Origin of the sequence: Citrobacter sp. Ce006 (assembly GCF_030336535.1) — a bacterium.
Classification (GTDB): Bacteria; Pseudomonadota; Gammaproteobacteria; order Enterobacterales; family Enterobacteriaceae; genus Citrobacter; species Citrobacter europaeus.
Genome location: NZ_JAOWDO010000067.1, coordinates 339,792 through 353,089 on the forward strand (window position 1 = coordinate 339,792; position 13,298 = coordinate 353,089).

A 13,298-nucleotide genomic window follows, 5' to 3' on the forward strand; every position below is an offset into this window, starting at 1 on the left:
CAGATGTTGCAGGTGAAAGAACTGAATCAATATTATGGTGGCAGTCATATTCTGCGAGGTGTGAACTTTGACGCGCGTATCGGCGAGGTGACATGTCTGCTGGGGCGTAACGGCGTGGGGAAAACGACGCTTCTGAAGTGCCTGATGGGGCTTATTCCTGCCCGTAGTGGAAGCGTGCTCTGGCAGGAAAAAAATGTCACTCAGTGGAAACCACATCAGCGGGTCAGGGCCGGTGTGGCGTATGTCCCACAGGGGCGCGATATTTTTCCACGTCTGACGGTGGAAGAGAATCTGTTGCTCGGCCTTTCCCGTTTTTCAGCACAGGAGGCCCGATGCGTTCCGGATGATATCTACGCGCTCTTTCCGGTTTTACAGGAGATGAAGCACCGGCGGGGCGGTGATTTGTCCGGTGGGCAACAGCAGCAACTGGCGATTGGACGGGCGCTGGCAAGTCGCCCGCAGCTGTTGATCCTCGATGAACCCACTGAGGGGATCCAGCCGTCAGTGATTAAAGAGATTGGTCAGGTGATTTCTCAACTGGCGCACCGGGGAGATATGGCCATTTTGCTGGTGGAGCAGTTCTATGATTTTGCGCAGCAGTTGGCCGATAAATACCTGATTATGTCGCGCGGCAGTATTATTCAAAGCGGCGACGGCAAAAATATGGAGACCGAGGGCGTCCGGGGACTTGTCGCCATTTGAAATATGCGACAGAGCGGCTCCGGCTCTGTCGCTTTACTCATTAGCAGACCGCTGTTTGTCCCCAGGGTTTGGTGCGCATGCCTTTTATCATTAGCGCCCAGGCAAGGATGATTGCGACCATCAGCGCCACAAATAGCGACCACGGCGGCAATGTAGTTAAAATGACGCCGCTGACTAATGGGTTTACCGCTGCGCCCAGCCAGCCTAACGACTGAGCGGAAAAATAACTGGCTTTCATGCCAGCTGGTGCGATGTTGTCGATGAGCATGTATTCACCTGGCGCGTAAATAACTTCACCAATAGTGAAAAAGGCGGCAGATATCCCCCATAACAACAGACTATTACCGGAGAAGGTGAAGCCAACCAGGCCAACCACAAAGAACAGCGTCGCCACCGTCATTAACGGTCGGATATTCGTGGCGGTGAGCCTGCGGCCGAAGGCATATTGCAGTGATACCACAATAGCGGCGTTGACGGGCAGAACCACTGCCACCACCTTCTCGGCAAAATCGCCGTCAGCAACCACCATGACGTATTGTGAAATACAGGACGCAAACGCGCCGCTAACGAATGACGCCAGGAATGCGGATAGCGTAAACCAGCATAATGCTCTGTCGCGTAGTAGTACCGAGGGGGACCAAACCGCGGCGTTTAAACCTTCTGATGCTGCCGGTGAACGTTTTACCCAGGTCTGGATAAACACCAGTGGTAGGGCTGAACAAGCCGCAGCGAGCCAAAACGGCAGGTTAATGCTTTGCATCACCAGCAGCGTGCCCAGCGGTGGGCCAACGGTCCAGCCAATGTTCAGCACGGTATAGTTAAGCGAGAAAATTTTCGTTTTGTTGGTCGCGGAGAGGTTATCGGCAAACCAGGCCTTCAAAACCGTGGCGAAGACGGAGTAGGCGCAGTTGATCAGAGCGAAAAGCAGAACCACCACCACCACGTTATGCACCAGTGGAATAGCAATAAAGCCTGATGCAAAGCCGCAGATAGCCAGCAGCATGTAGCGTTTTTTATCGAACTTGTCGGCCAGAATACCAAAGCCAAGGCTGAACACCACGCCAATGGTCAGAGCGACCGTCATCGCATAACCGATCAGGTCGACGCTCAGGTTGTACTGTCGACTGAGGTAGATAGTCATAAATGGCAGCGTGGCGCCACGGCCAATCGTTAATAACAATGATGATGCGAGTAACGCGAGAGTGGACCTTCTCAAAGAGATATTCATTTTCCTGCCCGACAATGCATGTTGTTATGTTTTTTTAGATATCAAAAACAAATAGCATGCTAAAAGTGTGATGTACACTCAATAAGTTGTCCGAAAACGCCCTGTGTGGCCTACCTGAATTAATGATCTGTTACGGCACAACGATTTCCGTTACTTTAACTTGTTTACAAAAATTTAATATTTGCAGGGGCGGTGGTATGTCGCGTAAAGACGGGTTATTAGCGTTACTGGTCGTTGTGGTTTGGGGGCTGAACTTTGTTGTCATTAAAGTGGGGCTGCACAATATGCCCCCCTTAATGCTGGCAGGACTGCGATTTTTACTGGTGGCGTTTCCGGCGATATTCTTTGTTGCCCGTCCGAAAATACCGCTTTCGCTACTACTCGGTTATGGACTAACCATCAGTTTTGGGCAGTTCGCGTTTCTCTTTAGCGCCATCAAATTCGGTATGCCTGCCGGGTTAGCTTCTCTGGTATTACAGGCTCAGGCATTTTTCACCATCATTCTGGGGGCATTTGCCTTTGGCGAGCGTCTGCAGGGTAAACAACTGGTAGGAATTGCGCTGGCGGTCTTTGGCGTGCTGGTGTTGATTGAGGCCAGTCTGAACGGACAGCATGTCGGCATGCTCGGTTTTATGCTGACGCTGGCGGCGGCGCTAAGCTGGGCCTGCGGTAATATCTTTAACAAAAAAATCATGCAGCACCCGTCACGCCCGGCCGTGATGTCGCTGGTGGTATGGAGTGCGTTGATTCCTGTTGTTCCATTCTTCCTGGCCTCATTACTTCTCGATGGACCGGCGCAAATTACCCAAAGTCTGGTGGCAATAGATATGACCACCATTCTGTCACTGGTCTATCTGGCGTTTGTGGCGACCATTGTGGGTTACGGTATCTGGGGTTCTTTACTCGGGCGTTATGAGACCTGGCGTGTCGCGCCGTTGTCGCTGTTGGTACCGGTGGTTGGACTGGCGAGCGCGGCCGTGCTGCTGGATGAAACGCTGACCGGATTGCAACTGCTTGGTGCGTTACTGATCATGGCGGGGTTGTATATCAATGTGTTTGGCTTTCGGTTGCGTAAGACTGCGCAGGCGAGAGGATAAAAAAAGCCCCGCAGTGACGGGGCAAAAAAATCACAGGTTGCGCATATTGTAATAAGGCACACCTAATTCGTCGGATTTGTCGCTGCCTGCACCCATATGATTAAAATCGAACGGGGACTGATCGTGCGCTGGCGGCATAATCATCGCGTCGCGACTGTTTTGTGTGGCAGGCTGCGCGGTCTGTTCCGCCATGCTCTGGCCCGAAACAACAAACAGCAGGGCCAGCATTGCATAAGACAGAAGTTTCATGATTTCCTCGGTTACGTCGTTAACTGGCGATTAGCAATTACATTGATTGAGTGGAAGCAAATAGCGCGATTCGCCGTGCATATTCGTCATACGGTATTTATGCGGCGGAACATCAAAATAGTTTTTGAATGTTCGGGTCAGCGTTTGCTGAGACTCAAAGCCGTAACGTTCCGCCAGATAAAGGATCGGCTCGTTACTCTCTTTTAATTTTTGTGCTATTTCAGTCATTTTACGGCTGCGGATGTATTGGCCCAGTGAATGACCGGTTTCTTTTTTAAACATCCGTTGCAGGTGCCATTTGGAGTAACCTGAACGCTCTGACACTTTTTCCAGTGAGAGCGGCGATTCAAGGTTATTTTCGATCCAGTCCAAAATGCTATGAATAGTGATTGTGTCAGTATTGCGTCTGGACATCGTCATACCTCTTTCTGTTTACGGCAGGATTTTCTTAAGCAAATGCTCAAGCGTGGTCACTTCATCCGCCGTTAAGTTTTTTGTTAGTTCCTGGTGTAGGTCTTGCCCTACTAATTGATGACACTGCTCGCAAATTGCTGCGCCATGCTCGGTGAGTTTCACCAGCACGCCCCGCTTGTCATGTGGATTCGGAAGCCTTTCAATCCAGCCTTTACAGGCCAGTCTGTCCAGCATCCGCGTCAGAGCGCCGAGATCGACAGACAGCACTTTTTTCAATTCGACAGGGGTGATGCACACCGCGCAACGGATGGAGCAAAGCACCTTGAACTGCGATGCCGTGATATCCAGCGGTGACAGATAGTCGTTTAGCAAACGATCTTTTTTCTGATTAACCATGTAGATCAAACGACCCAGTGGGATGATTTCGTTAAACAGATCACTGGTGCTTTTCACAATGGTTGCCCTGGCAAGTAGTTAGTCACGGCTGATATTATTGCTTAGGCAAATATAAGTCAAATGAATGAGTCGGCAAATGCCACGTTTTGCTAAAGCATCAGGCCGAACACCTGGCGAGTGGAAATTTAACGGTTTGATAATTATGGTTTATACCTGCAGATGAAAAATGAATCCTTACAGCGCGAAAATGGCTTATCTCCCGGATTTCACCGTATACTTGCCGTTGACGATTAACGCACAGGAAAGATGACATTATGATGGACTTGTTTAAAGCAATAGGGCTGGGGCTGGTAGTCCTGTTACCGTTGGCAAACCCGTTAACCACCGTGGCGTTGTTCCTTGGCCTTGCCGGCAACATGAACAGCGCAGAGCGTAACCGTCAGTCACTCATGGCGTCCGTTTACGTGTTCGCTATCATGATGGTGGCTTACTACGCCGGACAACTGGTGATGAACACCTTTGGGATTTCGATTCCCGGGCTACGTATTGCGGGTGGGTTAATCGTTGCGTTTATCGGCTTTCGGATGTTGTTTCCACAGCAGAAGGCGCATGATTCTCCGGAAGCGAGAAGCAAATCAGAAGAACTGGAAGACGAACCGACGGCCAATATTGCATTTGTTCCGCTGGCCATGCCAAGCACTGCCGGTCCGGGTACGATTGCAATGATCATCAGTTCGGCGTCAACTGTGCGTCATGGTTCCGAGTTTCCAGACTGGGTGATCATGGTCGCGCCGCCGATTATTTTTGCGGCAGTCGGGGTGATCCTGTGGGGCAGTTTGCGCAGTTCCGGTGGGATTATGCGCCTGGTCGGTAAAGGCGGGATTGAGGCGATTTCCCGTCTGATGGGCTTCCTGCTGGTATGTATGGGCGTGCAGTTTATTATTAACGGCGTGCTGGAAATCATTAAAACTTACGCTTAAAACAACGCGCCCGGCATGGCCTGCCGGGCACGGTTTTTTACGAATGTTGAGGCTGTTCTTCCAGTGATACCGGCCATTTACGGAAGATAATTATCGACCAGATCAACGCCAAAACGGCAGGCACTGCGCCGACATAACCAATCGTAGACATTGACCAGTGCAGACTCACCTGATTTCCCACCAGCGCGCCAGCCCCTATACCGATATTAAAAATGCCTGAGAAAAGGGCCATTGCGACGTCGGTGGCATCCGGGGCCAGCGCCAGCACTTTGACCTGCATACCCAGACCTATCAACATAATGGCGATGCCCCAGAATATACTCAGGACGGCCAGATGCATTTCGCTGTTTGCGGCGGGAAGTAACAACACCAGGCACACCGTCAGCAGGGCAATGGCGCTGCTAATCAGTACGGATGCATGTTGATTACCCAGCTTGCCAAAAATGACGCTACCGACAATTCCCGCACCCCCCAGAACCAGCAGTAGCACGGTTGCAAAGTTTGCGCTCAGCCCGGCGACGGTCTGCACAAACGGTTCGATATAGCTGTAGGCCGTGTAATGCGCGGTGACCACAATCACTGTCAGCAGATACAGGCTCATTAACGCCGGACGATGAAATAACACGGGTAGGCTTTTCAATGAACCAGAATGCTCGCTGGGTAATTTGGGCAGGAGCTTAATCAGGCAAAGCAGGGTAACTAACGCCCCCATACCGATGGCGAAGAAGGTGGTGCGCCAGCCAAAATACTGGCCAACGATCCGCCCGATAGGCAGACCAAGCACCATCGCCAGCGCGGTGCCGGTCGCAATCAGACTGAGCGCCTGCGCGCGTTTCCCGGCAGGAGCCAGGCGAATCGCCAGCGAGGCGGTGATCGACCAGAAAATGGCGTGCGCAAAAGCAATACCAATACGGCTAATTACCAGCACGGTAAAATTCCATGCCAGGAAAGAGAGTACGTGGCTGGCGATAAACACCACAAACAAGCAGATCAAAAGTTTACGGCGTTCTACCTGGCTGGTAAGCAGCATGAAAGGCAGCGACATCAGAGCCACAACCCAGGCGTAGATCGTCAGCATGATCCCGACCTGCGCGGTCTGCATATTAAAACTTTGTGCGATGTCGGACAGCAAACCGACAGGGACAAACTCAGTGGTATTGAAAATAAAACCGGCAATGGCAAGCGTAACTACCCGTAGCCACGCGACTTTGCGGGAAACAGTGTCTGTTGTCATATCAAATAGGTGGATTAGCTGCGAAAAGGTAAGGTCACGATCTTAAAACGTTTGCTGGCGAAAATACAATCATTTCGTGATTTATATCACATTATTCTGCTGAATGTTTGGCGGTTTTTCGGGGAACCGGTCAGTACGATGACTGACCGGGAAACAGAGCAAAGTAATTGCAGGTGTTAATGCTGTCGTGCCTGGTTCATGCACAATGCGTCATACTCGCTGTCAACGATGGGTTCGACTTTGCCCATTAAAAACAGGTAATTCAAAATACCCAGTACGACGAGTGCCGCGGAAAATACAAGGGCCCACGTAAATGAACCCGTGGCAGCGACGATTGCACCTGTAATAATCGGGCCGACTGCACCGCCCATGTTTGAGACGGTATTCTGTAACCCGGCAACAATCGACACGCTGTTTTTGGGGGCAACATCGCCTGGTAATGCCCAGACCTGTGAGGCCGCGACGGTAGTTCCTGATTTAGCTACACACAGTAAAAAGACAGTCATGAAAACGGAGTCAGTAAAGGGGGCAAAACCAATACATAAAGCCATCAATAAACCAATAGTCAGGAATAATTTTCTTGTAGCGGTGAGCGATAATATCCGTTTATGTACCATGCGATCCGACGCCCAACCTGCGAACACTTCAATCACCATTCCGCAAAGCAATGGTAGGGCCGCGACCATACCCATTTTGATAAAATCCATACCTTTGTCTTTTACCAGATAGGTCGGCAACCAGGTAATAAAGAAATACGAAGTGTAATTGATGGTGAAAAAACCGATACACATTGCCCAGATATTGCGATAGCGTAGCAACTTATACCATCGCATGGGTAATACAGATTTATCACCATGTTTCTGTTTTTGCCCCTCGCGAATATGTTTCACTTCCGCCGGGCTGATTTTTTTGTGATCTTCCGGGTTTTCGGTATAAATAAAATACCACGCAATGACCCATAAAATTCCCACGCTACCAATAATAAGAAACGTTAATCGCCAGTCGAATTGATAAATCATCCAGACGATCAGCGGCATGGCAACGGCTCCGCCGAATTTTGAGGCACTGTCAAACAACCCGGAAACAGTTGCTCGCTCTCTGTCAGGGAACCATCGTGCGGCGATCCCCGCATTGCTTGGATAGGCAGCGGCTTCACCCACGCCCAAAGCCAGTCTGAGTGCCAGCAGTGACTTAAAACCAGTGGCCAGCCCCATCATTGATGTGGCTATTGACCACCACGCTACGGCAATGCCCAGACCTTTTTTCTGGCCGAAGCGATCGGCGAACCAGCCTGCAGGTATTTGCAATAAGGAGTATGACCAAAAGAATGCTGCCATTATAAACCCCATCATTTCGGGATCGAGCTTAAGCTCATCAATAAGATGCGGAGCAGCAGCTGATAATACCGTTCGGTCAATATAGTTAATTGCAATAGCAAGCCACATTAATCCCGCAATCCACCAGCGAATCCGGGATTTTTCAGCTAAATTATTCATATATTTGGCCCATGGTAGATGTTTATTGTTTTAGTATGAAGGGTACATTTTTACCGTTCTTTTAGAGTGAGTTCATAATGTTTTGCGGCTTATGTTGATGTATGACGCACGCAATAATATTGTGTACGCATTGCTCTCCAATATTGCTCACCGCACCTTCGGTATATCCTGCGATGTGCGCCGTCGGAATAAAGTTTTCAAGGGCAAACAAAGGATGTGAATTGCAGGGCTCCTGTATAAAGACATCGGCTGCAGCTCCTTTAATAACGCCCTGAGTCAGCGCCTGGAACAGATCCTCTTCATTAACGACACCACCGCGTGAAACATTGATTAAATAGCTGCTTTTCTTCATTTTCTGCATGCGGGCCAAATCAAAGAGATTTTTTGTTTCAGGGGTTAGCGGTGTATGGAGGGTAATAAAATCACTGTTTTCTGTTAAAGCATCTAATGAGACATACTCAACGCAATTTGCTTTGGCGAATGACTCATCCTGCCAGGCATCGTGTGCCAGTATGCGCATGTTGAAACCGCGGGCACGTAGCGCGACCTGTTTACCTATGTTGCCCAGCCCAATGATACCGATGGTTTTGCCATAGACATCAGAGGCGAAAATACGTGGCCAATTTCCGGCGCGAGTTTGCTCAATTGCACCGGGTAATTGTCGAGCACAGTTAAGGATCAATGAAAAAGCAAAATCGGCGACGGCATGTTTGTTGGCATCCGGCACATTGGTAACGTAAATGCCTTTTTCCCGGGTGGCATCCAGGTCGATGTTATCGACACCGACGCCATGCTTACAGACGATTTTCAGCTGAGGGGCCGCTGCCAGCAATTCAGCATTAACCTCTGTGAAGGCAACGATCATCGCCACCGTGTCTGCAAGGTATGGTTCGAGTTCTTTTCGTCCGATATCTGCGGGAAGCATGATTAATTTAAGACCCGCATCCTGCAGTTGCTCGATTGGCTGCCGATCGTATTTGGCAAATGACGGAGAAGTACAGATGACGTTCATAATACAATCCTGTTAGTTAAGCGGCGTTACCGCCGCTGTAAAAGAGGTTATTGCAGATAGTTATTGATAATCTGTTGGATCAGATTTTCCTGTTGTGCGTTAAACGTGACAGCGTAACGACTTGCGCCAACCTCATGCCCCATGATTTGCAACGCTTTTTTGACTGCAGCGGGCGAGAAGGCAACTTTATAGAGATCGGTTCGCAAGCCCGTGACGCTTTCCTGTGCCTCATGCGATCCGGCAATATCACCGGCCTTGAATCGCGCCCAGATAGCATTAATTTCTTTTGGCGCCACGTTTGCCAGACCAGAAATACAGGCAGAACAACCGTCAACGAATCCCTGGTGAATCAGCGAATCCGGCCCATTCAACACATCAAAACCTTCAATATCTTTGACGGCGTCAAGGAATCCACCGAGGCTTTCATAGCTACCGGCGCTGTCTTTGATGCCAATGATGTTGGGATGCGCCGCCAGCACTCTTGCGGTTGCCGGTTCAATGGTGTTACCCGTACGTGCCGGGATGTTATAGAGAAATACCGGCACCGATAGCGCGTCGGCAATCGCGGTATAGTGGGCAATCAGTTCCTGCTGTTTGAGCGGAACAAAATACGGGGTAATCACCGATACGGCATCGACGCCCAGTTTTTCTATTTGTTTACCCAGACGAATGGTTTCACGGGTTGAGATTTCACCAATATGCGCCACCACATTTGCCCGTCCAGCAACTTCCTCAACGCAGGTACGGGTCACCGCTATTTTTTCTTCCTCGTTAAGTACAAAAAACTCGCCATTGGTGCCGCCGCAGAAAATACCGTTTCCAGCGTTTAGCTGGCGATTAACCTGGTTTTTGAGTTCGGTGAGGTTTAATGCCCCTTCGTTATCGAAAGGGGTGACGATTGCCGTCAGTACGCCACAGATTTTTTTACTCATGATTCACTCCTTTGGTAATCAGTTCTGGAAAAAGTGTTTGATAAATAGCCTTAACATCGTCATGGCTCACCTGACAGGGCGCGTTGTTCATAAGACGTTTTACGTTAAGCGCGGCATCGGCCAGCGCGGAAAGGTCAGTGGAGGGCACGCCAAGCGTTGCCAGGTTGTCGGGCAGGTTGAGCCGTTTCACGAGCGCGGAGAAGTACTCCACCAGCGCGAAAGATTTTTCTTCAGCGCTGAGTGTGCGATCGGCGTCAGGTAGCAGATCCCAGACCTGGGCAAATTTGTTGACCGCGTGAGGGCGAACCACCTTCATGCAGGGTGCTAACAGAATCGCGTTAGCGACACCATGTGGGAGATGGTATCGCCCCCCCAGCGGATAAGAGAGCGCATGAACCAGATGTGTACCGGCGTGATTAATCGCTACACCGCCATAGTATGACGCCCACAGCATTTCCAGTTTAGCCAGCAAATTGTTCGGTTCATTAACCGAGGTTTCGATGTTTTTCAACAATTTCTGTAAACCGATGAGCGCAGCGTTGTCGCTGATTGGGTTGGCGATAGTTGCTGTAAAGCACTCAATCAGATGACAGAGCGCGTCAATGCCGGTGGATGAGGCGATGTGCGCTGGCATACTGGTGGTGAGTTCCGGTAGCAAGGCGACATAATCCGGCAGCAGCACCGGGGAGATGATACCCACCTTGGTGTTTTGTTCGGGGATGGCCAGTATCGCGTTTGGAGTGGCTTCTGAACCCGTGCCTGCTGTGGCGGGGATTAGCACGGAGGTCACACGTTGTTGCGGTTTTTCACCTGCCAGCATGGCGTCAAGCGTCGGGGACTCAGGGTGACATAAGACGGAGAGCAGTTTCGCCACATCCAGTACGCTACCGCCGCCAATGCCTATCACCATTTCCACATTGAGGTCAGCCACGCGTTTGACGAGTTTGCTGACGTCATGATGTCCCGGCTCGGCGGGTACGTTATCAATCAGTGTCACCTGACGGCCATCATTAGCCAGCAGGGTACGGATCTGCGCTACTGCATCCAGTCGAACAATATTTGCATCAGTTACCAGCAGTAACTGGCGTTTACCGCTCAGTAATGGCTCCAGAGCGGGGATGGCATGCGAACCGCTGATCACGGTGCTATTAATTGTTGCCACAACATTCTCCTGTTGTTTGAGTGATTGAATTCGCTCACTGTGATTCAGGAACGATGACATCATGGGCTAAATTTATAATTTATCTCGGAACTGAATAACTTGAGCTTGCTCACACTTAATCAATTGTGATTGAATATAATCATTAACAACACATAACGACCCGGAGCATGGATGAGTAAACAAGTAGCTAGACCGCAAATCCTGGTTATCGCCGATGACTTTACCGGGGGGAACGATGCGGGGGTCAGCCTTGCGCTGACGGGAATGACGGTGAATGTCGCCTTCACGTTACCCTCCACCGAGGAGACCGACGTACTGGTCGTTAACAGTGATAGTCGTGCGTTGGATGCACCGCAGGCATCTTCCCGCGTGAGAGCTTTAGCGCTTGCCTGTCATGCAGACTCGCGGGCGCTGTGGCTAAAGAAAATGGATTCCACATTACGTGGCAACCCAGGGGCCGAAGTTGAGGCGTTAATGCAGGTCACCGGTAAAAATCTGGCCATTGTTGCGCCAGCGTTTCCCCTGGCCGGTCGGACGACTGAACAAGGTCTTTGCCTTATCAACGGTGTCCCGGTTACCCAAACCGAATTTGCCAGTGACCCGAAAACCCCGGTAGCTAGCGCTGATATTTGTGCGGTACTTCAGGCACAAACCACCATCACATGCCGGGCTATGTCACTGACTGACTATTTGCAACGCCTGACAGAACCTGCCGCTGATATGCCGCAAATTTGGGTGGTTGATGCGCAGAGTAATGCCGATCTCGATGCCATTGTTGTTGAAGCAAGGGAGCGAAATGATACGCCGCTTTTGGTGGGGTCAGCAGGAATCTGTGACGCACTGGCCCGCCATATCCAGACGGCATCTTCCCGGCGTTTACTGGCGATTGTGGGCTCAATGAGTGAAATTGCTCAACGCCAGATTGCTGTTGTGCGCAGAAACCCGCAGGTAGAGACGGTATTCATTGATATCGAAGATATGTTGAAGGGGGCTGTGACGGGGTACGTCGCCCGCATTATTGGCGTTCTGGCATCCGGTAAACACTGCATTGTTCACACTTGTCCTGATACTGATGCGCGGCACCATATTCCGCATCTTTGCGCCCGCTGGCAGGTAAGTCGCGCTCAGTTGGGCGAAAAAATCTGCCAGTTCCTTGGGCAACTTACCCGACAGGTTGCTGATGATATCTCACCCGCAGCGCTGTATCTCTCTGGCGGCGATGTTGCTATGGCGGTTGCTGAAGCGCTCGGAGCAACAGGATTTCGTATCAGCGACCGTGTGGCCCAGTGCGTGCCGTATGGTCATTTTGTTGGTGGATACTGGCAGCGCCCGGTTATGACAAAAGCAGGGGGATTTGGTGACGAAACGACCTTGCGTCAGGTTTTGAATTATGTTGAGGAGAAAATGAGTGAATAACACTATTGCGGTAACCATGGGCGATCCGGCGGGTATTGGACCGGAGATCATTCTTAAATCACTGGCGAAGGGAGAGCTTTCTGGCGCGCCGGTCATTGTTGTTGGATGCGTGCAGACGCTGCGACGGATCCAGTCATTGAATATAACACCGCCAGCGGAACTTCGGGTGATTGAAAGTGTAGCCCAGGCGCAATTCGACGCAGGTGTAATCAATGTCATTGATGAACCGCTTGCCGATCCAGATTCTCTCCAGCCCGGTGTAGTGCAAGCACAGGCCGGGGATCTGGCATATCGCTGTATCAAGCGTGCCACGATGTTGGCGCTGAATGGCGAAGTTAAAGCGATAGCCACTGCGCCTCTGAATAAAGAAGCATTACATCTGGCGGGTCATCATTATCCTGGGCATACCGAACTGCTGGCGCAACTGACCAACAGTAAAGATTATGCAATGGTGCTGTATACCGACCAGCTCAAAGTCATCCATGTCACCACCCATATTGCGTTACGAACATTCCTGGATACGCTCAGCGAACAGCGGGTGAAAACTGTTATTCAGGTAGCACATGATTTCCTGCGTCGCGTTGGGTATGAAAATCCGCGTATTGCGGTGGCAGGGGTGAATCCACATGCTGGAGAAAATGGTCTTTTTGGCGATGAAGAAATCAAAATAGTTGGACCCGCAATCCAGACTATGCAGGCGCTGGGGCTAAATGTCACCGGGCCGTGCCCACCGGATACGGTATTTATGCAGTGCCACGAAGGAATGTACGACATGGTGGTAGCGATGTATCACGATCAGGGGCATATTCCGCTAAAATTGCTTGGATTCTATGATGGGGTGAATATCACCGCCGGGTTACCGTTTATTCGCACCTCTGCAGACCACGGTACGGCGTTTGATATTGCCTGGACAGGTAAAGCCAAGTCTGAGAGCATGGCGGTGTCCATCCAGTTAGCAATGCAAATCACGCGGGATTAAA

General features: G+C 50.6%; 14 protein-coding genes. 5 read left to right on the plus strand and 9 right to left on the minus strand.

Features of this window, described 5'->3' with window-relative positions; all coding sequences use genetic code 11:
• The first annotated feature begins 3 nt into the window (after nt 1–3).
• On the plus strand, nt 4–702 hold the full coding sequence (gene urtE, locus OGV94_RS10725) for an urea ABC transporter ATP-binding subunit UrtE (RefSeq protein ID WP_043016358.1): 699 nt from the start codon (nt 4–6) through the stop codon (nt 700–702).
• A 40-nt stretch (nt 703–742) separates the two neighbouring features.
• Here the strand turns inward: urtE and ydeE are convergent, their stop codons facing one another.
• A complete protein-coding gene (ydeE, locus tag OGV94_RS10730) occupies nt 743–1,930 on the minus strand; it encodes an efflux MFS transporter YdeE (RefSeq protein ID WP_043016357.1) in 1,188 nt (395 codons plus the stop codon).
• A gap of 197 nt (nt 1,931–2,127) precedes the next feature.
• On the opposite strand from ydeE, the gene eamA reads away from it, so the two are divergent.
• A complete protein-coding gene (gene eamA / locus OGV94_RS10735) occupies nt 2,128–3,027 on the plus strand; it encodes an O-acetylserine/cysteine exporter (RefSeq protein ID WP_047411328.1) in 900 nt (299 codons plus the stop codon).
• 30 nt (nt 3,028–3,057) lie between these two features.
• Here eamA and marB read toward each other — a convergent pair whose 3' ends face one another.
• The 3 genes from marB to marR are packed head-to-tail and all read right to left on the minus strand — an operon-like array spanning nt 3,058 to nt 4,143.
• The gene (marB, locus tag OGV94_RS10740; RefSeq protein ID WP_003832934.1) at nt 3,058–3,276 is read right to left on the minus strand and encodes a multiple antibiotic resistance protein MarB; all 219 of its coding nucleotides are present in this window, start codon (nt 3,274–3,276) and stop codon (nt 3,058–3,060) included.
• Nucleotides 3,277–3,306: 30 nt separating this feature from the next.
• Nucleotides 3,307–3,690 carry an MDR efflux pump AcrAB transcriptional activator MarA gene (gene marA, locus OGV94_RS10745; RefSeq protein ID WP_003032424.1) on the minus strand — a complete coding sequence of 128 codons (384 nt, stop codon included), beginning with the start codon at nt 3,688–3,690 and terminating at the stop codon, nt 3,307–3,309.
• A gap of 18 nt (nt 3,691–3,708) precedes the next feature.
• Nucleotides 3,709–4,143: a multiple antibiotic resistance transcriptional regulator MarR gene (gene marR, locus OGV94_RS10750; protein WP_016156485.1), complete on the minus strand. Its 435-nt coding sequence runs from the start codon at nt 4,141–4,143 to the stop codon at nt 3,709–3,711.
• 257 nt (nt 4,144–4,400) lie between these two features.
• Between marR and OGV94_RS10755 the strand changes: the two genes are divergently transcribed.
• On the plus strand, nt 4,401–5,066 hold the full coding sequence (locus tag OGV94_RS10755; RefSeq protein ID WP_043016355.1) for a MarC family NAAT transporter: 666 nt from the start codon (nt 4,401–4,403) through the stop codon (nt 5,064–5,066).
• Nucleotides 5,067–5,103: 37 nt separating this feature from the next.
• Here the strand turns inward: OGV94_RS10755 and OGV94_RS10760 are convergent, their stop codons facing one another.
• The 5 genes from OGV94_RS10760 to OGV94_RS10780 all read right to left on the minus strand — a co-directional run bounded on the left by OGV94_RS10760 (nt 5,104) and on the right by OGV94_RS10780 (nt 10,902).
• Entirely contained in the window at nt 5,104–6,300 is a 1,197-nt protein-coding gene (locus tag OGV94_RS10760) for a sugar transporter (protein ID WP_047411323.1), read from the minus strand.
• A gap of 176 nt (nt 6,301–6,476) precedes the next feature.
• Entirely contained in the window at nt 6,477–7,796 is a 1,320-nt protein-coding gene (locus tag OGV94_RS10765) for an MFS transporter (protein ID WP_043016353.1), read from the minus strand.
• Nucleotides 7,797–7,857: 61 nt separating this feature from the next.
• Complete coding sequence (locus tag OGV94_RS10770; RefSeq protein WP_043016352.1) at nt 7,858–8,808, minus strand: phosphoglycerate dehydrogenase; 951 nt, start codon at nt 8,806–8,808, stop codon at nt 7,858–7,860.
• Nucleotides 8,809–8,855: 47 nt separating this feature from the next.
• Entirely contained in the window at nt 8,856–9,740 is an 885-nt protein-coding gene (locus OGV94_RS10775) for a dihydrodipicolinate synthase family protein (protein WP_087053269.1), read from the minus strand.
• The gene (locus OGV94_RS10780; protein ID WP_043016350.1) at nt 9,733–10,902 is read right to left on the minus strand and encodes an iron-containing alcohol dehydrogenase; all 1,170 of its coding nucleotides are present in this window, start codon (nt 10,900–10,902) and stop codon (nt 9,733–9,735) included. The genes OGV94_RS10775 and OGV94_RS10780 overlap by 8 nt, the downstream gene beginning before the upstream one ends.
• Before the next feature lie 171 nt (nt 10,903–11,073).
• Between OGV94_RS10780 and dtnK the strand changes: the two genes are divergently transcribed.
• Both dtnK and OGV94_RS10790 read left to right on the plus strand, forming a co-directional pair.
• The gene (gene dtnK, locus OGV94_RS10785; RefSeq protein WP_043016349.1) at nt 11,074–12,318 is read left to right on the plus strand and encodes a D-threonate kinase; all 1,245 of its coding nucleotides are present in this window, start codon (nt 11,074–11,076) and stop codon (nt 12,316–12,318) included.
• Nucleotides 12,311–13,297, plus strand: a complete 987-nt coding sequence (locus OGV94_RS10790; RefSeq protein WP_286523306.1) for a D-threonate 4-phosphate dehydrogenase — start codon at nt 12,311–12,313, stop codon at nt 13,295–13,297. Before dtnK ends, OGV94_RS10790 begins: the two co-directional genes overlap by 8 nt.
• Nucleotide 13,298 lies beyond the last annotated feature (1 nt).

Excerpts from the sequence above, each read along its gene's own strand:
- urtE (WP_043016358.1), top strand. The coding sequence starts at position 4 with ATGTTGCAGGTGAAAGAACTGAATCAATATTATGGTGGCAGTCATATT.
- ydeE (WP_043016357.1), bottom strand. The coding sequence starts at position 1,930 with ATGAATATCTCTTTGAGAAGGTCCACTCTCGCGTTACTCGCATCATCA.
- eamA (WP_047411328.1), top strand. The coding sequence starts at position 2,128 with ATGTCGCGTAAAGACGGGTTATTAGCGTTACTGGTCGTTGTGGTTTGG.
- marB (WP_003832934.1), bottom strand. The coding sequence starts at position 3,276 with ATGAAACTTCTGTCTTATGCAATGCTGGCCCTGCTGTTTGTTGTTTCG.
- marA (WP_003032424.1), bottom strand. The coding sequence starts at position 3,690 with ATGTCCAGACGCAATACTGACACAATCACTATTCATAGCATTTTGGAC.
- OGV94_RS10755 (WP_043016355.1), top strand. The coding sequence starts at position 4,401 with ATGATGGACTTGTTTAAAGCAATAGGGCTGGGGCTGGTAGTCCTGTTA.
- OGV94_RS10760 (WP_047411323.1), bottom strand. The coding sequence starts at position 6,300 with ATGACAACAGACACTGTTTCCCGCAAAGTCGCGTGGCTACGGGTAGTT.
- OGV94_RS10765 (WP_043016353.1), bottom strand. The coding sequence starts at position 7,796 with ATGAATAATTTAGCTGAAAAATCCCGGATTCGCTGGTGGATTGCGGGA.
- OGV94_RS10770 (WP_043016352.1), bottom strand. The coding sequence starts at position 8,808 with ATGAACGTCATCTGTACTTCTCCGTCATTTGCCAAATACGATCGGCAG.
- OGV94_RS10775 (WP_087053269.1), bottom strand. The coding sequence starts at position 9,740 with ATGAGTAAAAAAATCTGTGGCGTACTGACGGCAATCGTCACCCCTTTC.
- dtnK (WP_043016349.1), top strand. The coding sequence starts at position 11,074 with ATGAGTAAACAAGTAGCTAGACCGCAAATCCTGGTTATCGCCGATGAC.